This window comes from Hymenobacter psychrophilus (genome assembly GCF_900107135.1).
Classification (GTDB): Bacteria; Bacteroidota; Bacteroidia; order Cytophagales; family Hymenobacteraceae; genus Hymenobacter; species Hymenobacter psychrophilus.
Map to the genome: position 1 here is coordinate 441385 of NZ_FNOV01000001.1, position 19992 is coordinate 461376.

Here is a 19992-nt window from a genome sequence, read left to right on the forward strand (position 1 = left end):
AGGTGAAACAAGGTGGCTCGCACCCCAAATTTCGCCCGTATTGTGGGAGTCTTTTGCGTTTCTATCGACCAGTGCCTACTTTCTAAACAGCTTCATTATAAAATAATTTATACTTAACAGCTTTACCGATAATTAATGTGTCTACTTTAGTAAATTTATTTATACCCAAATTTATTTGAGAATGTGATGAATGTGCACTGAGCAAAAAGCAGAGTATACTTATCACTTTCAGTCTATTGGTTGTCAAGTATTTAAGAATTTCATTATTGCTCATTGTGAGAATATTATTGCCGTTTATACCTAACAGCTTGATGGCTCCCAATATAGGTACCACTTGTACCAGATCCTTCTTCGCTTTCCGAATACTGCTTACCAATGGTAGTAGTACCTTGAATTTTTGCCCCATTTATGCTCGGATACGATTTTGCAAATTTAGTTACCTCCTTATCAGTTAGCTGTCCGTTGTTAGCGGCTAATTTATCGAGAATATCCAATGACTGGTATTGTAAGCTTCCCCACGAGGTAGGCCAATCAAAAGTATATATTTCTACTCCCGTCCTCCAACTCTACCGGCTCACTACCAGAAGCTCGCCGCTTCCGCCGTATCTTTGCGGCCTTGCTTATGGAAATGGAAACCAAGAAAGTCGCCTTTTACACGCTGGGCTGCAAGCTCAACTTCTCCGAAACGTCGGCCATCGGGCGGCAGTTTGAGGAGCACGGCTTCGTGAAAACCGCCTTCGAGGACGCAGCCGACATTTACGTCATCAACACCTGCTCCGTCACCGACCACGCCGACCGCAAGTGCCGGAAGGTGGTGAAGGAGGCCCTCAAGCACAACCCCGAGGCCTTCGTGGCCATCGTGGGCTGCTACGCCCAGCTCAAGCCCCAGGAAATTGCCGAAATTCCCGGCGTGCACGCCGTGCTGGGGGCCGCCGAGAAATTCCAGCTGGTGGAAACGCTGGCCGGCTTCCGCAAGCCCGCGCCCGGCCAGCCGGGCCAGGTGTTCGCCTCGCCCATTGCCGCCGCCACCGAGTTCCACGCCGCCCACAGTTACGGCGACCGGACCCGCACCTTTTTAAAGGTGCAGGACGGCTGCGACTACTCCTGCTCCTTCTGCACCATTCCGCTGGCCCGGGGCGCGAGCCGCTCGGGCTCGGTGCAGAGCGTGGTGGAACGGGTGGAAAAACTGGCCGCGTCCGGCGTGAAGGAAATCGTACTCACCGGCGTCAACCTCGGCGACTTTGGCGTGCAGGGCGCAGCGCGGGAGCGGCCGGAGGATTTCTACGACCTCGTGCGGGCCTTGGATGAGGTGGAGGGCATTGCCCGGTTCCGCATCAGCTCCTGCGAGCCCAACCTGCTTTCCGACGAAATTATCCGCTTCGTGGCCCAGTCAAAGCGGTTTATGCCCCATTTCCACATTCCGCTGCAATCGGGCTCGAATAAGATTCTGGGCCTGATGCGCCGCCGCTACCGCCGCGAGCTGTACCAGGAGCGCGTGGCCCTCATCAAGGAGGTGATGCCCCACGCCTGCATCGGCGTGGACGTGATTGTGGGCTTCCCCGGCGAAACCGAGGCCGATTTTCTGGAAACCTACCAGTTTCTGAACGAGCTCGACGTGAGTTACCTGCACGTGTTCCCCTACTCGGAGCGCGACAACACGCTGGCGCCCACCCTGTCCGGCCGCGTGCAGGACCGCCACCGCCACGAGCGCACCACCCAGCTGCGCGGCCTCTCGGAAAAGAAGAAGCGCTTCTTCTACGAGCAGCACGTGGGCCTGGAAACGCGGGTGTTGTTCGAGGACGACGTCACGAACGGCCAGATGGAAGGCTTCACGCCCAACTACATCCGCGTAACGGCCAAGTACGACCCGCTGCTGGTGGGCGAGCTGAAGCCCCTGCGCCTGACCGCCGTGACCCCCCAGAACCTGATGGAAGCCGAGGAAATGGGCATCGAGGTGTTCCAGCACTAGCAACGAGTACAGCAGCCCGATCTGCTTTGTCCCCCTTATTCATCACAAAGCCCCTGCCGTACACACGACAGGGGCTTTGTGTTTGATTAGCGCAGTTTTCCGGCTGGTTTGCTGTAGCGCGAACTTTGTAGTTCGCGTCCCCGCGCCGTTAAATTCATTGCAACGGCGCGGGGACGCGAACTACAAAGTTCGCGCTACAGCGTGCAGACGATACCCCGACCGGACAACTACGTCAAGGTTTTGGACTGCGTGAAGGACGGATTGCTTCGTCGCCGCTTGATGCGCGGAATGCTCGCAATGACAGCGCGGGCGGTTACGTCAGCTGCCGCTGCATCAGGTCCATCATCTGCTGCATCATGCGCTGCTGGTCCTGCAGGTGCTGGTTGCGCATTTCGGCCATGGCCAGCTGATGGGCCATTTGTTGCGTGTAGAGGGCAGTTTGCCAGCTTGCATCGGAAGCGGGTGCCGAGGCGGGCGGGGGCAAAGCAACTGGGGCAGCTGGGGCAACGGCAGGTGCCGCCGGCGCTTCGATGGGGGCTGGGGCAACCGGGGCAGGAGCCGCCGCCGGGACCACCAAAGGCGGCGCTTCGGCAGGCACGGGCGCTTCAGCTGGCGCTGGGGTGGGCGTAGCGACCGGAGCCGCTGCAACGGCCGATTCGGCGGCAACAGGTGCAGGCCTGGCGACGGGTGCTGCCACATCTGCTGCTGCCGGGGCAGGTTGCGCGGGCGCTTCCGGGGCGTCGGTCAGCATGGGGCCACGGCCCTCCATCAGCCAGTCTTTCGATACATTTGGATATACTTCGAACACCCGGCACAGCAGGTCGAAACCGGGTTTATTACGCTCGTCTACCAGGTGCTGAATAACGGTGGCCGTCTTGTCCAGCGACACGGCAAAGGCGTTTTTCGACAGCTCCAGATGGCTTATCAATTGGGTAAACCGCTGCCCTACCGTTGTTACTACTGCCATGGCCAAACAAGTTACTAGTTCCGTAATCCGGCCGCAATATACTACCAAATGAATAAGCCGACTGTCTTCCGAAGAAAACAGCCGGCTTATGCCAGATTCCTGAGTGGGTATTACTTCCCTCTTACTCGAAGCGCAGGCTCTCAATCGGGTCGAGGGCGGCGGCTTTGCTGGCCGGGTAATAGCCCGAGGCCAGGCCCACCGTTACGCAAATGGCCAGCCCCACGCTCATCCAGAGCCAGGGAATAATAAAGCCCCCGCTGCCCACCAGCAGCGACACGGCATTGCCGATGCCTACGCCCAGCAGAATACCCAGCGAGCCGCCCATCACGCAAATCACGATGGCCTCGATGAGGAACTGCTGGCGGATAAGCAGGGCCGTGGCGCCCATGGCCTTGCGCACCCCAATTTCGCGGGTGCGCTCGGTTACCGATACCATCATAATGTTCATGAGGGCAATGCTGGCCCCGAGCAGCGTAATGAAGCCCACCAGAAAGCCACCGATGCGCAGGTTGCCCGACAGCGCGTCGAGCTTGCCGGCCAGCGAGTCGGAGCGCTCCACCTCGAAACTGTCGGGCTGGCCCAACTCGTCGCGGCGCACGGCGCGCATCACGCCGGTAGCCTCGCCCGTGAGGTAGTTGAGTTGGTTGGCATCGGTGGTGGCCGTTTTCACATCGTAGCTGAGCGCCCGCTGCCGGGGCAGCTGGTTGCCGGTTTCCAGCGGCACGAGCATGAGCCGGTCGGCCCCGCCGCCGCCCATGCTGCTGCCGCTTTTCTCCAGCTCGCCCACCACCTGAAACCGCCGGCCCAGCATGTACACGTACTGGTTCACCGGGCTCTGCTTGGGAAACAGCTTATCCGTGATTTCGGAGCCGACAATCACCACGTTGGCCCCATTGTCGAGCTCGGCCGGCGAGAAGCCCCGGCCCGCCTTCAGGCCGTAGCTCTGGATGAGCAGGTAGTTTTCGTCGCCGGCCACTACCTGCATATTGGGGTTGGTTTTCTCGCCATTGGCCTTCACCTCGGTGGCCCCGGCCACAAAGGCCGAAATGCCCACCTTGGCCTCCTCGCCCAGCTGCTCCTTGTACTGGCGGGCCTGCAGGTAGTCGATGGCCGGGTAGGTTTTGGCCTGCACCCCGCCCCGCCGGCCCCGGTTGTTGTAACCTTTGGCCTTGATTTCAAAGGAGTTGGCGCCCAGGCTGGCGAAAGTGGAGTTGAGCGAGGCCTTGATGGCATCGATGGCCGTTAGGATGCCCACCAGCGACATAATGCCGATGCTCACGATAAGCGCCGTGAGAATGGTGCGCAGCAGATTGCTACGAATGGAACGAAACGCCTCTTTGATGTTTTCCAGCAGATGCATGGTTTGGAGCTGTTAGCGTATAGCTGTTGGCTGCTAGCCTCCGTTCTGAATGATAGAACCTGGGCCGCAGCGTACTGATTGACTACGCAGGCGGGCTGTTAGCCTTTTGAAAACCGTTTTCCGGGGCTCATTCCGCCGGCCGGCTGCCAGCAGCAGCCTGTGCAAGGTAGCGCGTTTGGCCCGAAACTCCGCCCCGATTTGCTACCTTTCGGTGGGCCGTACCCCTAGCTCTTTCCCTATGAAAAATCTTCGTCTGCTGAGTTTATTGCTGGTGCTGGCCGCCGGCCTGGCCGGGCCGCTGGCGGCCCGGGCCAACCATATCCTCATCCCGATGGATAAGACCCAGAAAGAGCACCTGAAGGCCTACGGGGCGGCTTACTGGCTGCTGGGCCGGCAGGTAGAGGTCGACTGGCTGCTCAACTACCGCGGCGGAGCCTTCGCCTGCGACGTGGTGCCGGGCGCCGAAAACGAGCTGGCCGTGCGGGGCGTAAGCTACCAGGTGATTTCGGAGGCCCAGTACACCGGCATCCTTTCCGAAATAGCCGACCCCAACGCCAACATGGACGTGATGAAGCTGGAGAAGGTGCCCAAGATTGCGGTGTACACGCCCAAGGGCAAAATGCCCTGGGACGATGCCGTGACGCTGGTGCTCACCTACGCCGAAATCCCCTTTACGGCCATCTACGACGACGAGGTGCTACGCGGCGACCTGCCCAAGTACGACTGGCTGCACCTGCACCACGAGGACTTCACGGGCCAGTACGGCAAGTTCTACGCCTCCTACCGCAGCCGCCCCTGGTACCAGCAGCAGCAGCGCGACTCGGAGGCCGCGGCCAGGCGCAACGGCTTTGCCAAAGTCAGCCAGATGAAGGGCGCAGTAACCGTAAAAATGCAGGAGTTCATTGCCGGCGGGGGCTTTATGTTCGCCATGTGCTCGGCCACCGACTCGTACGATATTGCCCTGGCCGGCCTGGGCCTGGATATGGTGGAGAGCATGTACGACGGCGACCCGGCCGATCCGCAGGCCCAGAGCAAACTCAACTTCAACCGCACGCTGGCCTTCCAGAACTTCCAGCTGCGCACCAATCCCTTTGAGTACGAGTACTCCAACATTGATATGGACCCGCGCGAACGGGGCGTGTACGAGGACAACGACTACTTCGCCCTGTTCAACTTCTCGGCAAAATACGACCCCGTGCCCACCATGCTCACCCAGAACCACGAGCGCACCATCAAAGGCTTCATGGGCCAGACCACGGCTTTCCGCCAGAGTTTGGTGAAGCCCGATGTGGTAGTAATGGGCGAAAACAAGGCTTCGGGCGAAGTACGCTACATGCACGGCACGCTGGGCAAAGGCACCTGGACCTTCTATGGCGGCCACGACCCCGAAGACTACCAGCACCTGGTAGAGGAAGAGCCTACCGACCTTAGCCTGCACCCCAATTCACCCGGCTACCGCCTCATCCTCAACAACATCCTGTTCCCGGCGGCCAAAAAGAAAAAGCAGAAGACGTGAGTGGTTAGTGGTTAGTGGTTAGTGGTTAGTGGTTAGTGGCGGTACGGGAAACAACCAACTAAGGCAAGGGGGCCCGGACATCAGTCCGGGCCCCCTTGCCTTAGTTGGTTGTCGGAACCTTGGCTCAGGGGCTGGTTCTGCGGGTTTCGGCAGCAGCGGGGGCCTACTTTTCCAGGCGCATAATCTGCTGAACCAGGCTGGGCAGGTCGGTGGTCTTTTCGGGGTCGAGGGGCATCGTCAGGTCGATTAGCACGGGCTGGCCCTTGGCTACGGCGCACACAATGTACTGGTAGGCCATGCCCCCCTCTTCGGTTGCGTAGGCCAGGCGCGTGCCCTGGGCCGGCGGGCCACCGAGCAGGGTGCAGGTGAAAGGCATTACCTCAACGTTCTTGCGCTTCTTCTTCGCCAGCCGCACGTGCTCGGGCGGGTAGGTTCGCATCACGTTATAGTCGAGGTACATCCAGGCCAGCTGGTAGGCTGGGCCGGTTACCTCGCTGCTCGAAACGGCGGTATAGCCGCTTTCCACGGGCAGACTAAGGCCGCAGAAGTTGAGCTGGGGGCCGGCCGGAGCCTGCGCCCGGCCAGTGAAGGGCAGCGCCAGTAGCAGCGCAAAGAACAGTAGATTCTTCATGGGTAGATGTCGGACAAGCAGGACTGGCGAAGTAGTCAGGGCCTAAGCTACGAAGTGCCAGTGCAGCAGGCAAGTTTTTTAGCTCAACCGTACTTCCGGCCCGACAGATCAGTTGCCAATTGGCAGCATCGTTCATTAAACGCACTAACAACTAGCAACCAGCCACTAACAGCTGGCTCAGTGCATGCGGTCGTCGCGGACGGGCAGGCTGGTGATGATGTCGCCCTCGATGCGCAGCAGCTCCTGAAAGCGCACGTCCACCTCCTGCGGGTCGGCATACTCCTTGGCCAGCTCCACGTAGCTCACGAAATGGCCGGCTTCGGAAGCCATCAGCTCGTAGTAGAACTGGCTCAGGCCGGGGTCGGGAATGTGTTTCCAGAGCAGCTTGAACCGTTCGCAGCTGCGGGCCTCAATCAGGGCCGATACCAGCAGCTGGTCCATGAGCTGCCGCTCGCGGGGGCCGCCCTTGCGCACGTGGGCCAGCAGGGCCACCACGTACTCGTCGCGGCGCGGGCGGCCCAGGGCAAAGCCGCGCTGGCGCAACTCCTGCATCACCCGCCCAAAATGCTCCCACTCCTCGGCCACCAGGGCCGTCAGCTCCTCTACCAGCCGGGTTTTCTCGGGGTATTTGAGGATGAGGGAGATGCCGGTGCTGGCCGCCTTCTGCTCGCAGTAGGCGTGGTCGACCAGAATATCTTCGAGGTTCTTGCTGGCAATATCTACCCACCGTGGATCGGTGTTGAGCTTGAGCTTGAGGATGGTTTTCTCTTTCATGGATAGTTAATACGGGGGCTTAAGAACGCGGGCAGGGCCTTTGGGGGGCCGAAGGCTTACCCAACCTGCCGCCGGCATGGGCGGGCAGCTCATGCAAGCCCCGGGTTCCGGCCGATGCCTAAGCCCCTAATTGAAGAACTGCCAGCGCAGGCCGAACTGCAGGCGGCGGGGCAGCGCGGCGTAGTAAGGCGCAGCAAAGTAGCCGCTTTCGGGTAGCTGATTGACGTAGGCCAGCTTCAGAAACACGCCCACCGTTTTAATGTCGGCATTTATGAACACGTCGGCCACCGGCACGCTGCGGATGGTGAAGTGGTTCTGCACGAAGAACTGCTGGGTGCTGGGGCTGTAGTCGTAAGCCTGCCAGCGCGACTGGTAATAGCCCTGCACGCCCACCTGCCCAAACAGCGCGTTTTTAAACAGGTAGCCCTGGTAGTACAGGCGCGCATCGCCCACCACGGCCGGAATCCGCAGGGCCGGGTTGTCGGTGCCGGCGCCGCCCGTAACAGTTGCCTGGGTTTCGAAGAACAGCTTCCCGACGCTGCCCCGGTAGTGGCCCATAAAGGAGCTTATCAAAAACGCGTCGGACTGCTGCGTGGGGCCCGCCAGGTGCACTTGGTCAGTTTGGGAATCCGGGTCGACCGAGTAATAGATATAGTTTTTGATGTTAGCCACCGTGCCTGCGGCCTCCACGAAATGGCGGCCCAGCTGCCGGGCGGCCCGCACCCGCAGCTGCTGCACCTGCACATTGTCGAAGCTGTTGTTCCAGGCAAAGTGGTTGCCCTCCACCTGCTGCTCGGTGAGCGTGGGGGCGGCGCTGGTCAGCAGCAGCTCGCCGCTAAGCCAGTCGAGCCGCGCCCGGCCACTAAGCCAGAACTCGGTTTTGGCCGGGTTTTTCACCGACGGCTTGAACTCGCCGGCCGTTTCGATGGCGAACTTCCGGTACGCAAACGTCGCCGTGCCCCCCAGAAACAGCTGGGCACTGTCGCGCCGGGCAAGCGCCTCGCTTACCACGGCCGGCGCCCCGTAGGCCGCGCGCGTTTCGAGCGAGTACGTGCGGTAGCGGCCGTACAGGCGGTAGTTTACCAGCTGGCTCTGCCCCATTACGCCTACCGTGTTTTCGAGCTGCCGGAACTCGGCCCGGTCGTCGGTGGCGGCCGTGCTCAGCCGGATAACCGGGTAAAAAGGGTTGGGCACGCCGGTGGCCAGCACCGGCAATTCGTCGGTGTACCGGTTCAGCTGCCGGCTCCAGTCGAAGAGGTGGTAGGCCGTGAGGCCGCGGCCCAGCAGCTGGTAGCTGTGCAGCAGCCGCGCCCGGTCGCGGGAGTCGCGGTTTTTGGCGTTGGTCAGGTTCACTTCCTCGCGCTGGTAGCCGAAGAGCAGGGTTAAGTCGGGATACACCGTACCATCGGCCAGCGTATCGAGCTGGTAGGGCTGGGGCCGGATGCCCCCTTGCTCGGCCAATGTGTGCCGGGCCGTGGCAAAGTGGCCCATGGCGTGGTAGCGGTTATTGAGCGACTGGTAGCGGGCAAAAAACATGAAGTTGGTATGCTCGACCTGGCCGGTTTTGGTGTTGTCGACGGCAATGGCCTTGTTGGCTCCGAACCGTTCAAAGTTGAAGCCCACGTTGAAGCGCTTCTTAAGGCTGCGGGCGTAGCCCAGCTCGAACACCTGCTCGTAGGGGTTGCCCTGGAAGAAGCGAAAAAACGTGTAGGGCGAGCGGGTATCATAGTAATTCACGTCCTCGGGCCCGCGGGCGTATTGGTCGAACACGGTGCGGCCCAGGCGGCCGCCCAGCTGCCGACTGGCCTCCCAGAGCAGCGGCCGCGAAGCCGAGCCAAAGTAGCCCAGCGTCTGCTGAAACGTGGTGTCGTGGGTCCAGTAGCGCTGCTGGGGCAGGCGCGTGAGGGTCGTATCGATCATGCGGCCCACGGTATCGCCTTGCAGCAGGTCGCGCTCCTTGAGAATAAAGGTGGTGCGGGCCCCGTAGCGGTTGCGGGTCGAGTCGTCGAGAATCTGGGCGTGGCCGGCCCAGGGGCGCAGCAGGCCCAGCCCCAGCAGGCCGGCCAGCAGCAGCAGGCGCAACGAGGAGTTACGGAGAAGAAGCAACGGAAAATCAGCCAACGGCGGGAAGCGGAAAGTAGGGGTCGAGCAGGGAAGCCAGCCGGGCCTCCCCATCGGCCAGGAACCGGACGGTTATCGGGATGTAAAATACGGGCAAATCGGCCACACTTGCCGCCAGCGCGGGCTCCTGCAGCCGGGCCGCGTCCTTTTGGGTAGTCAGAACGCCCTGGCCCGGCTGGCATTGCGCGGCCAGGGCTACTATTTCGGCGGGCGTGAAGGCGTGGTGGTCGGCGAAGCAGGCGTGGTGGGCCACCCGGTAGCCGGCCGCTGCCAGGTGCGCCAGCAGCGGGGCCGGCTGGGCAATGCCGGTCAGCAGCAGCACCTCGCTCCCACCCTCCGGCGCGGCTATCCGGCCGGCCGCCGTACCGGGCACGGGCACTGCTGGGCCGTAGTCGTAAGCCGAAAACAGCACCGGCACCTCGGGCCGGGCATAGCGGCGCACCTGCGCCGTGATGGTGGCGCGGGTCGCCGCGCTCAGGTCGGGGGCGCACTTGGTGATGATGACGGCATCGGCGCGGGCGGCTCCGGCCCGGCTTTCACGCAGGCGACCGGCGGGCAGCACAAAATCGGCATAAAACGGCCGTTGCTGCTCCGTCAGCAGGATGTTAACGGCCGGCCGCACCCGGCGGTGCTGGTACGCATCGTCGAGCACCACCGCCGTTGGGGCCGGCACTTCAGCCAGCAGCTGCCCGATACCGGCCACCCGGTTTTCGCTCACCGCCACCGCCACCGTGCCGCCGAACTGCCCGAACTGCTGCCAGGGCTCATCGCCGACGGTAGCCGCCGAGTCGAGGGCCGTGGTGAGCCGGTAGCCGCGGGTGCGGCGGCCGTAGCCCCGGCTCAGCAGGGCCGGCTGCTGCCCGCGGGCTTGCAGCCAGGCCACCAGCCAGGCTACGTGGGGCGTTTTGCCGGTGCCCCCCACCCGCAGGTTGCCCACGCTCAGCACGGGCACCTGCACGAAGGCCGTGGTCGGCTTCCAGCCCCGGTCGTAGAGCCAGTTGCGCACCGCCAGCACGGCGGCATAGAGCCAGCTGAACGGGCGCAGGAGTAGTTGTAGGGCGAAAGTCAAGTGGCAAAAGGCTAGGCCGGGCCACGGGGCCGGCCGGCAATGGCGCGGGGCATCCCGGCCGCCGCAAAAGTAGCGGGTTGGGCCGGGTTGACGGGTATAAGCGGTTCGGCTTTCGAGAAACTTTCCGGCGAAGTTCCGCTGCAGTTTGCACCTTTGCCCGATCGGGGCCGCTACTCCCTGTTTTCTCCTTGGCTACGGCAGTAGCCCGGGCGGCCCGGCCCACTGGGTATATGCAACTTTATCAGCTCCTGAAGCGCGGAGCTTACCATCCCGAGCCTACCACCTCGCCCGGCCCTTTGCCGAGTGGTACGACCGGCAAACTCAGCGCCTGAGCGCCCCCAACTGCTACGACCTGAGCCTGGCCACCGACGGAATTGACAGTTTCGAGCCTGCCGCCCCCACCCCCAACCTGCCCGACATACCGGCGCTGCTTCTGCTTGACAGGAAAGTAGCCGAGCGCCCCGAAATGCTGGCCATAAAGGTGCGCTGCCTGGAAAACGCCCTCGAATTGACGGCCACCGACGACGTGGCCATCGTCCGGGTTATCCTCGGGTAGCTGGTTGCCGTCGGTAGCCCGCAGAAGACGCCAACCGGTCTCTCCCAATTGGCATTTACGAAACCGCAACCCACCTATCCTCCTCGGTTCAGATTCGTATTACATGCTTCCCTTTTCGTTTCATATCACTTCCCAGCATGCCTGCCCATGCCCTTTGCCGACCGCTTAGCCCACTTTCTGCTTGATTTCCCACTGCCCCCACCCCTGCCCGACGCGGTGACGGCGTACAGCCCCTACCACGAGCAGGGGCCGCGGGAGCTGTTCACCGAGTTTGCCCGGCGCTACTATGCCGGCAACAGGCCAAGGGTGGCGCTGCTGGGCATTAATCCCGGCCGGCTGGGTAACGGCCGCACCGGCGTGGCCTTCACCGATGGGCTGGCCCTCACGGCCTGGGGCATTGCCCACAAGTTACCGGCGCGCCGCGAGCCGTCGAGCGAGTTTATGCAGGCCGTGGTGGAGGCCTGGGGCGGGCCGGCAGCGTTTTACCAACAGTTTTATGTAGGCTCGCTCTACCCGCTGGTACTGCTCAAAGATGGCCGCAACTACAACTACTACGACTCGCCGGCTATAACCGAATCCCTCTGGCCCGACATGCGCGCCAACCTGCAGCAGCTAGTCGCGGAAGTGGGCCTGAGGCAGTCGGCAGCCGTGTGCCTGGGCCGGCGCAACGCTAAGTTCTTTCAGCGCTTCAACGACGAGCTGGGCCTATTTGAGCAGCTTTACGTACTGGACCACCCGCGCTACCTGATGCAGTACCAGCGCCGCCACCTGGCCGAAAACGTGGCCCACTACGTGGAAGTGCTGGCCCAGGCCGCTGGTTTGGCGTAGGTTTGGCGTGAGCCAGACGGAGTGCCAAGCGGGTGTGGTACCCCGTCCGGCGTTGTTACCCCGATAGTGGTAGTACGCCAAAAAAGCGTGGCACCACATCCACGCATCATTCCTAATTCAAAAAAATGCCCCAACTACTCGACCTCATGCGCGTGCTCGAAGCCGCCGCGCCGCTGGCTTACCAGGAAAGCTACGACAACGCCGGCCTGCAATGCGGCGACCCGCAGATGGAAATCCGGGGCGTACTCATAGCCCTTGATTGCACCCCGGCCGTGGTGGAGGAGGCCATCCGGCGCGGCTGCAACGTGGTGGTGGCCCATCATCCGCTCATTTTCAAGCCCCTCAAGCGCCTGACCGGAGCCAACGAAGTAGAGCAGACGCTACTTATGGCCATCAAACACGACGTGGCCCTGTACGCCGCCCACACCAACCTCGACAACGTGGCCCACGGCGTAAACCGCAAGCTGGCCGACAAGCTGGGGCTCGAAAACGGCCGTATTCTCGATCCTAAACCCGGCCTGCTGGGCAAGCTGATAACCTACGTACCCGCTACCCACACCGCAACCGTGCTGACGGCCCTGTATGCGGCCGGCGCGGGACAGGTGGGGCAGTACTCGGGGTGCAGCTTCCGCTCCGAGGGCACGTTCACGTTCACGCCTGGCGCGGGCAGCACCCCTTTCCTGGGGCAGCCCGGCCAGCCCCACACTGGCCCCGAGCAACGCGTGGAAGTGCTGCTGCCGCTGCACCTGCAACGGCCCGTACTGGCCGCGCTACGGTCGGCCCATCCCTACGAGGAAGTGGCCTACGAGCTGGTAAAGCTGGAAAATAGCCACCAGGATGTGGGTTCCGGCTTCGTGGGTGAGTTGCCCGAGGCGCTGAGTCCGGCCGAGTTTCGGCAGCGGCTGCGCACGGCGCTCGACGTGCCGGTGGTAAAGCACACCGACTTCGAGCGACCCATTAAAAAGGTGGCCCTTTGCGGCGGCGCGGGCGCGTTTCTCATCGGCAAGGCCCGCGCCGCCGGGGCCGATGCCTACGTGACCGGCGACCTCAAATACCACGAATACTTTGGGGCCGAGGGCCGGTTGATGCTGTGCGATGTCGGCCACTTCGAGAGCGAGCAGTTTACGGGCGAAATATTCCAGGATTTGCTTGCCGCGAACTTTGGAAGTACTTTTGCGGTCTTAATCGCACAGACCCTCACCAACCCCGTCCGATATGATTTCTAACCCAGCCGCCGCGGAAGTTACCGTTGCCAGCAAACTGGAAGCGCTGCTACACCTGCAGCAAATTGACTCGCAACTGGACGAAATTCGGCGCGTACGCGGCGACTTGCCCGAGGAAGTGCAGGACCTGGAAGATGAAATTGCCGGTTACGAAGTGCGCGTCAGCAAATTCGACGAGGAAATTTCCGGCCTCAACGACCAGATCAAGCAGCGCAAGCAGGCCATCAAAGATGCCGACGGCCTGATCAAGCGTTACGAGGAGCAGCAGCAGAACGTGCGCAACAACCGCGAATACGAGGCCGTTGCCAAGGAAATCGAGCTGCAGAAGCTGGAAATCCAGATTGCCGAGAAGAAAATCAAGGAGGCGCAGTACCAGATCGAGCAGAAGAACAACGACATCAGCGGCACCAAGCAGCGCCTGATCGAGCGCAAGAAGGACCTCGACAACAAGAAAGGTGAGCTGGAAACCATCGTGGGCGAGAGCGAGGCCGACGAGAAGAAGCTCATGGACCAGCGCGCCAAGGCTGTGAAGCCCATCGAGGACCGCCTGCTGACTGCCTATACCCGCATCCGCGGCAACGTGCGCAACGGTTTGGCCGTGGTAGAAGTAAAGCGCGACGCCTGCGGCGGCTGCTTCAACACGGTGCCCCCCCAGCGCCAGGCCGACATCATCTCGCACAAGAAAATCATCGTGTGCGAGCACTGCGGCCGTATTTTCGCCGACGTGGAAGCCCGGGGCGAATAGTTTTTCTTTGCTAAGTTTAAAGAACGGCCTCTATCCGGGGCCGTTCTTTTTTGTGCTATGGCATTTCCCGCAGAGAAGCGCAGAGAATTTCGCAGAGGTACGCTAAGAGCGTGCTGGCTGGTAGTACTCTGCTCGGCGAATCTCTACGCTGCCCTCTGTGCGCCCCTGCGGGAAACAGTGTCAGAACTCACCGAGCACCAGGCCCGCGCCTACGCCGAGGTGCTGAACATGCGCCCGGCCGCCGCCTGCGCTTTGCTGGGCGCGGGAACCGATGCCGGCACGCTGTTGGTGCAGGACTGCCTGGGCATCACCGAGCTGCTCGTCAGCCAGGACGCTGCCCGCTTCGAGAGCACCGTGGCGGCCCAGGATGCGCGCCTCGCTGCCCTCGATGGCCAAGCCGGCCCGCTGGCCGAGTACGCGGCGGCCGAAATCCGGCTGCACCAGGCTGCCGCCCAGGTGGTGTTCAATCACGAGGTGCAGGGGGCCTGGAGCCTGCGCCGCAGCTATGGGGCCATGCAGCGGGTGGTGGAGCGCTACCCCAACTACCTACCGGCCCGCAAAACACTCGGGATGCTGCAGTTTTTTATCGGCTCGCTGCCCGAGGGCTACCGCTGGTTTCTGCGGCTGCTGGGCCTGCCGGGCTCCATAGATGCGGGCCTGACCAACCTGCGACGGGCCGCCAGCCAGCCCAACGACTTCCAGCTTGAAGCCCGGCTGGTACTAGCCCTGCTCGAAGAAACCTATTACAAGAAGCCCGCTGCGGCCCTGGCCTTAGTCGAGCGCCTGCACCGCGAGCAGCCCGAAAACCAACTGCTGGTGTTTCTGCTCATCAGCCAGCGCAAAAAGCAGCATCGCACCGACGAGGCGCTGGCCGCCTACCGCGCCCGCCCTACCGGCCCGGACTACCTGCCGCTACCCTACCTGCACCACCTGGCCGCCGACCTGCTGCTCTACCAAGGCCAATACCCCGCCAGCCGCCGCGCCAACGAGCTGTTTCTGCGGCAGTACCGGGGCCGCCACTACCTGAAGGACGCCTACTTCAAGCTGTACCTGGCCTGCTGGCTGGGGGGCGATGCGCCGGCCGCCGGCCGCTACCGTGCCCGCATTGGCCCCGCGGGCCGCACGGTGCTGGAGGAGGATACCTACGCCCAGCGCTTCTTCGATGACCCGCAGCCGCTCGATGCCACCCTCACCCGCGCCCGTCTGCAGATTGACGGCGGCTACTACCGTCCCGCCCTGGCCACGCTGACCACATTCCGCGCTAGCGCCGCTACGCCCCTGCGCGACCAACTGGAGCACCTTTACCGCCGCGCCCGCGCCCTGCACCTGCTCGGCCAACCCGATTCGGCCCGCGTACTTTACGCCCAAACTATTGCCCGCGCCGGTTCGGCACCCTACTACTACGCGCCCCAGTCGGCGCTGCAGCTGGGCTACCTGTATCAACTGGAGGGCCAGCGGAATACAGCTAAAGCGTACTTCCAGAAGGCGCTGAGCTACTCCCGCCACGAATACAAGAACAGTACCGACACCAAGGCCAAGCTGGCCTTGGCGGAGTTGAAATAGCCTGATGCCCTAGGTTCCCAGGGCTGAAGCCCTGGGCTACGGAGCGGGATGGTGGCTCGCCCCAAGTCTCCGGCTCTTTTCGCTAACTAGCCCAGGGCTTCAGCCCTGGGATGCAGGGCTGAAGCCCTGCATCCCGCCGTCACCGTCGTACTTTCGTCCCGTGCTGACTGTCCCGCTTACCCAGCTGTCCCCCGATTTCCGGGCCCGCGCCCTGCGTTGGGCTTCCGGCTTTGCGCATTGCGCTTACTATGAGCCCAACGACCTACCCTACCCGCAGGGGCCGTTTCGGCGGCTGCTGGCCGTAGCTGAAGTTGCGCCCGATGCCCCGGGCACGCTAGATGAACTGCGGGCTTGGCTGGCGGCCGGGGATAGTACAGCCGCGCCGGCCTGCGGCTTTATCGGCTATGAAGTAAAGGATGAGCTGGAAGCTCTCAGCAGCAGCAATTACAGCGACCTAACCTGGCCTCAACTGCACTTCTTCCGGCCCCGCATCTGGTTGGTTTGGGCGGAGCAAGACGTTCATATCTACGGCGAAACAGCGGGCGTGCTGGCTGCCATTGCGGCTACTCCCCTGCCCACGGTGCCGTCCCCGGCCGTGGCCACCGTGGTACCCCGAATGCCGAAAGCCGAATACCTGCGGGCCGTAGAGGTGGTGCGCGAAGATATTCTCAACGGTGAGGTGTACGAGCTGAACCTGTGCCAGGAATTCTGCGCCGACCAGATGCAGCTGGACCCGGTAGACGTGTTCGAGCGACTAAACGCGGCCTCCCCGGCCCCGTTCGCGGGTTTCGTACGCCACGAAAGCCACTATTTACTCTGCGCCTCGCCCGAGCGTTTCGTGCGCCGCACCGGCTCCGCGCTGCTGTCCCAGCCCATTAAGGGCACCATAGCCCGCGGGTCCACGCCCGATGCCGACGAGCGGCAGCGCCAAATGTTGCTGGAGGATGAGAAGGAGCGCGCTGAGAACCTGATGATTGTGGATTTGGTGCGCAACGACCTGGCCCGGGTGGCCCAGACCGGTAGCGTACAGGTACCCGAGCTGTTCGGCCTCTACCCCTTCCGCCACGTCTGGCAGATGATTTCCAGCGTAACCGCCCGCCTCCGCCCCGGCCTGAACGTAGTGGACGTGCTGCGGGCTACCTTCCCGATGGGCTCGATGACCGGCGCCCCGAAAATCCGGGCCATGCAGCTCATCGAGCACTACGAGCGCAGCCGCCGGGGCCTCTACAGCGGCTCACTGGGCTTCATCTGGCCCAACGGCGACTTCGATTTCAACGTCGTTATCCGCAGCCTGCAGTACCGCCAGGACACCGGCCACCTCAGCTTCCAGGTCGGCTCGGCCATCACCTACGACTCGGTGCCCGAGCGCGAGTATGCCGAGTGCCTGCTCAAGGCCCGCGCTATACTGGAGGTATTGGGGGCGGTAGTGAGCGAGTAGTAGCCGAAAAAAGCTGGACGTTATGCTTGATCTGGCGTCCGCGAAGTCGAAGCATCTCCGCCGCTTCGTCTCAATAGCAACCCATCGATAGGATTGCCACTGCGGTAGAGATGCGTCAATTCCGGCTTCGCCTGCGCTCAGCATGACGTTCCATTTCTCCCGGTTACTTGCTCCTTACCCTCTGCCATTCTGTCATTTTTCGGCTTGAAAGCGCTACCTTCGCCCCTCTCTGAATTCTGAAGCTGCTGCCGGCAACCGGCGTTTTTCTGATGGCCCAACCCCTGATTACCCTCGATTTTCTCGACACTCCTACCCTGTCGGCACCCAGCGTGGACGCCGTTACGCACGCCGACACGCCCTCGGGCGAGGTGCGCGTGAACCCGGCCACCCGCACCGGCCGCTCGCGCAAGCTCTACCTGGAGAGCTACGGCTGCCAGATGAACTTCTCCGACTCGGAAATCGTGTCGAGCATCCTGTTCGATGAGGGTTTCGACACCACCGATTCGCTGGAACTGGCCGATTTGGTACTGCTCAACACCTGTTCCATCCGCGAGAAGGCCGAGCAGACCGTGCGAATGCGCCTTTCGCAGATCAATAGCTACAAAAAGCGCCGTCCCGGGATGCTGGTAGGCGTACTCGGCTGCATGGCCGAGCGGCTGAAAAGCAAGTTTCTGGAAGAAGAAAAGCTCGTTGACCTCGTGGTAGGCCCCGACGCCTACCGCGACCTGCCGCAGCTTATTGCCCAGGTTGATGGCGGCCAGAAGGCCGTGAACGTGCTGCTGAGCCGCGAGGAAACCTACGCCGACATCACGCCGGTGCGCCTTAACAGCAACGGTATCACGGCCTTTATCAGCATCATGCGCGGCTGCGACAATATGTGCTCGTTCTGCGTGGTGCCCTTCACCCGGGGCCGCGAGCGGAGCCGCGACGCCCACAGCATCGTGCGCGAAGCGCGCGAGTTGGTGGCGGCCGGCTACAAGGAAGTAACGCTGCTGGGCCAGAACGTAGACTCCTACAAGTGGGCCTCGGAGGATGGCACCGAGCACGTCAACTTTGCCCAGCTGCTGGAGCAGGTGGCCCTGGTAAGCCCCGTGCTACGCGTGCGTTTTTCTACCTCGCACCCCAAAGACATTACCGACGAGGTGCTGCACACCATGGCGCGGCACGAGAACATCTGCAAATACATCCACCTGCCGGCCCAGAGCGGCAATTCGCGGGTGCTGGCCCTGATGAACCGCACTTACGACCGGCCCTGGTACGAGGAGCGCGTACAGGCCATCCGCCGCATTCTGGGCGACGACTGCGCCATCTCCACCGACATGATTTCGGGCTTCTGCTCCGAAACCGAGGAAGAACACCAAGACACGCTAAGCCTGATGCGGCTGGTGCGCTACGACATGGCCTTCATGTTCTTCTACTCGGAGCGGCCCGGCACGCTGGCCGCCCGCAAGCTCGAAGACGACGTACCGCTGGAAGTGAAAAAGCGCCGCCTGGCCGAAGTTATTGCCCAGCAGAAAGACCACAGCCGCGAGCGAAACGCCCGCGCCGTGGGCCAGGTGCATCGCGTACTGGCCGAGAACTTCTCCAAGCGCAGCGACGAGCACCTCAGCGGCCGCAACAGCCAGAACCAGATGATCATTTTCCCCAAGAAACACTACAAAAAGGGCGACTACGTTGACGTGCTAGTCAATGAGTCGACCACGAATACGCTTTTAGGAGAAGCAGTTTAGCTGATGTAGCTGGCTTTGGGTTTGGATGGGAGCACAGCCATTCAGCCCGCGTTTGCGCTACGCCTAAAATAAAACGCGCCGTTTTTCGTCTTCTTTCCGAAAGCACTTCCGCCTTGACACCATCAGAGATTCAGAGTATTAAGCAGCGCTTCGGCATCATTGGCAATGCGCCTTCGCTCAACTATGCCATTCAGGTGGCGGCACAGGTGGCCCCGACCGACATGACGGTGCTGATAACGGGCGAAAGCGGCTCCGGCAAGGAGTCGTTTTCCAAGATTATCCATGCCCTGTCGCCCCGCAAGCACGGGCAGTTCATCGCCATTAACTGCGGCGCCATCCCTGAGGGCACCATCGACTCGGAGCTGTTTGGCCACGAGAAGGGTTCGTTTACCGGGGCGCAGGAGGCGCGCAAGGGCTACTTCGAGGTGACCAACGGCGGCACCATCTTCCTCGACGAGATTGGGGAGATGCCGCTCGGCACCCAGGCCCGGCTGCTGCGGGTGCTTGAAAACGGCGAGTTTATCCGCGTCGGTTCCAGTAAGGTGCAGAAGACCGATGTGCGCGTAGTGGCCGCTACCAACGTGAACCTGCTCGACGCCGTGCGCGAGGGCCGCTTCCGCGAAGACCTGTACTACCGCCTCAACACGGTGCCCATCACAGTTCCACCATTGCGTGACCGAGGCGACGATATTTACCTGCTGTTCAGGAAGTTCGCCACCGATTTTTCTGACCGATACCGGGTAAAGCCGATCAGCCTCTCGCCCGAGGCGGTGCAGGAATTGCAGCGCTTCCGGTTTCCCGGCAACATCCGCCAGCTCAAGAACGTGGCCGAGCAGATGTCGGTGCTGGAGACGGACCGCGAGGTGGATGCCCGCCGCCTGCGCGGCTACCTGCCCGCCGACCAGGCCAGCCGCCTGCCCATGCTGGTGCACGCCGCCGGCACGGCCACCGATGGGGCCGGCAACAGCTACTCCGAGCGCGACCTGCTCTACAAGGTGCTCTTCGACATGCGCCGCGACATGACTGACCTCAAAAAGCTGGTTCTGGACCTAGCGGGCGGGCAGCGCCCCAACGAGACGCAGGAATTGCTGCGCCAGAACAGCCACCTGTTCAATAGTATGAGCGTGGCTCCCTACGACGGCCCCGGTAACCGGCCCCTGAGGCCGGAAGTCGGGTCGGAGTACATCCTGAGTACGCGCGAGCTGAGCAACGACGACGATACCGATTACGAGGAGGAGGAGGCGCAACGGGTGGAGGATATTCCGCACGAAACAGAGGAGGAAACCCTGAGTCTGGAAGCGAAGGAGAAGGAAATGATTATCAAAGCCCTCAAAAAACACCATAACAAGCGCAAATACGCTGCCCACGACCTGGGTATTTCCGAGCGTACTCTCTACCGCAAACTCAAGCAGTATGACCTGGAACAAGCATAGTTTTAGCAAGCTGTTAGCTGTTAGCTGTTGGCTGTTAGCTTTCTGTTCGGATACGGCCCGAAAGCTGTC

The 19992-nt window shown here is 62.1% G+C and carries 16 protein-coding genes; 10 read left to right on the forward strand and 6 right to left on the reverse strand.

Annotated features, from left to right (window positions below):
* Window positions 1-622 precede the first annotated feature (622 nt).
* Window positions 623-1969: a tRNA (N(6)-L-threonylcarbamoyladenosine(37)-C(2))-methylthiotransferase MtaB gene (gene mtaB, locus BLW21_RS01800; protein WP_092737266.1), complete on the forward strand. Its 1347-nt coding sequence runs from the start codon at window positions 623-625 to the stop codon at window positions 1967-1969.
* Window positions 1970-2282: 313 nt separating this feature from the next.
* On the opposite strand, the gene BLW21_RS01805 is transcribed toward mtaB, so the two are convergent.
* Together BLW21_RS01805 and BLW21_RS01810 are read right to left on the reverse strand one after the other, a co-directional pair.
* Window positions 2283-2936: a hypothetical protein gene (locus tag BLW21_RS01805; protein ID WP_139255048.1), complete on the reverse strand. Its 654-nt coding sequence runs from the start codon at window positions 2934-2936 to the stop codon at window positions 2283-2285.
* A gap of 121 nt (window positions 2937-3057) precedes the next feature.
* Window positions 3058-4296, reverse strand: coding sequence for an ABC transporter permease (locus BLW21_RS01810; RefSeq protein ID WP_092737270.1), 1239 nt, complete (start codon window positions 4294-4296; stop codon window positions 3058-3060).
* A gap of 238 nt (window positions 4297-4534) precedes the next feature.
* On the opposite strand from BLW21_RS01810, the gene BLW21_RS01815 reads away from it, so the two are divergent.
* Complete coding sequence (locus BLW21_RS01815; RefSeq protein WP_092737272.1) at window positions 4535-5812, forward strand: asparagine synthetase B; 1278 nt, start codon at window positions 4535-4537, stop codon at window positions 5810-5812.
* A 163-nt stretch (window positions 5813-5975) separates the two neighbouring features.
* On the opposite strand, the gene BLW21_RS01820 is transcribed toward BLW21_RS01815, so the two are convergent.
* The 4 genes from BLW21_RS01820 to lpxK all read right to left on the reverse strand — a co-directional run bounded on the left by BLW21_RS01820 (window position 5976) and on the right by lpxK (window position 10407).
* Window positions 5976-6443 carry a hypothetical protein gene (locus tag BLW21_RS01820; RefSeq protein WP_092737275.1) on the reverse strand — a complete coding sequence of 156 codons (468 nt, stop codon included), beginning with the start codon at window positions 6441-6443 and terminating at the stop codon, window positions 5976-5978.
* Window positions 6444-6620: 177 nt separating this feature from the next.
* Window positions 6621-7217, reverse strand: a complete 597-nt coding sequence (gene miaE / locus BLW21_RS01825) for a MiaE family protein (protein ID WP_092737277.1) — start codon at window positions 7215-7217, stop codon at window positions 6621-6623.
* Window positions 7218-7343: 126 nt separating this feature from the next.
* Window positions 7344-9323, reverse strand: coding sequence for a putative porin (locus tag BLW21_RS01830; protein ID WP_175470816.1), 1980 nt, complete (start codon window positions 9321-9323; stop codon window positions 7344-7346).
* Between the two features lie 7 nt (window positions 9324-9330).
* Entirely contained in the window at window positions 9331-10407 is a 1077-nt protein-coding gene (gene lpxK, locus BLW21_RS01835) for a tetraacyldisaccharide 4'-kinase (protein WP_092737281.1), read from the reverse strand.
* A gap of 145 nt (window positions 10408-10552) precedes the next feature.
* Between lpxK and BLW21_RS01840 the strand changes: the two genes are divergently transcribed.
* The 8 genes from BLW21_RS01840 to BLW21_RS01875 all read left to right on the forward strand — a co-directional run bounded on the left by BLW21_RS01840 (window position 10553) and on the right by BLW21_RS01875 (window position 19923).
* Window positions 10553-10963: a hypothetical protein gene (locus tag BLW21_RS01840; RefSeq protein ID WP_092737283.1), complete on the forward strand. Its 411-nt coding sequence runs from the start codon at window positions 10553-10555 to the stop codon at window positions 10961-10963.
* A gap of 147 nt (window positions 10964-11110) precedes the next feature.
* Window positions 11111-11791, forward strand: a complete 681-nt coding sequence (locus BLW21_RS01845; protein WP_092737285.1) for a uracil-DNA glycosylase family protein — start codon at window positions 11111-11113, stop codon at window positions 11789-11791.
* A gap of 125 nt (window positions 11792-11916) precedes the next feature.
* The gene (locus BLW21_RS01850) at window positions 11917-13017 is read left to right on the forward strand and encodes a Nif3-like dinuclear metal center hexameric protein (protein WP_245711779.1); all 1101 of its coding nucleotides are present in this window, start codon (window positions 11917-11919) and stop codon (window positions 13015-13017) included.
* On the forward strand, window positions 13007-13759 hold the full coding sequence (locus tag BLW21_RS01855; RefSeq protein WP_092737290.1) for a zinc ribbon domain-containing protein: 753 nt from the start codon (window positions 13007-13009) through the stop codon (window positions 13757-13759). The genes BLW21_RS01850 and BLW21_RS01855 overlap by 11 nt, the downstream gene beginning before the upstream one ends.
* A gap of 177 nt (window positions 13760-13936) precedes the next feature.
* A complete protein-coding gene (locus tag BLW21_RS01860; protein WP_092737292.1) occupies window positions 13937-15322 on the forward strand; it encodes a tetratricopeptide repeat protein in 1386 nt (461 codons plus the stop codon).
* Between the two features lie 160 nt (window positions 15323-15482).
* Window positions 15483-16760, forward strand: a complete 1278-nt coding sequence (gene pabB, locus BLW21_RS01865) for an aminodeoxychorismate synthase component I (protein ID WP_092737294.1) — start codon at window positions 15483-15485, stop codon at window positions 16758-16760.
* Between the two features lie 269 nt (window positions 16761-17029).
* Complete coding sequence (gene miaB, locus BLW21_RS01870) at window positions 17030-18490, forward strand: tRNA (N6-isopentenyl adenosine(37)-C2)-methylthiotransferase MiaB (RefSeq protein WP_092737296.1); 1461 nt, start codon at window positions 17030-17032, stop codon at window positions 18488-18490.
* A 113-nt stretch (window positions 18491-18603) separates the two neighbouring features.
* Window positions 18604-19923: a sigma-54 interaction domain-containing protein gene (locus BLW21_RS01875; protein ID WP_092737298.1), complete on the forward strand. Its 1320-nt coding sequence runs from the start codon at window positions 18604-18606 to the stop codon at window positions 19921-19923.
* The last annotated feature ends 69 nt before the right edge of the window (window positions 19924-19992 follow it).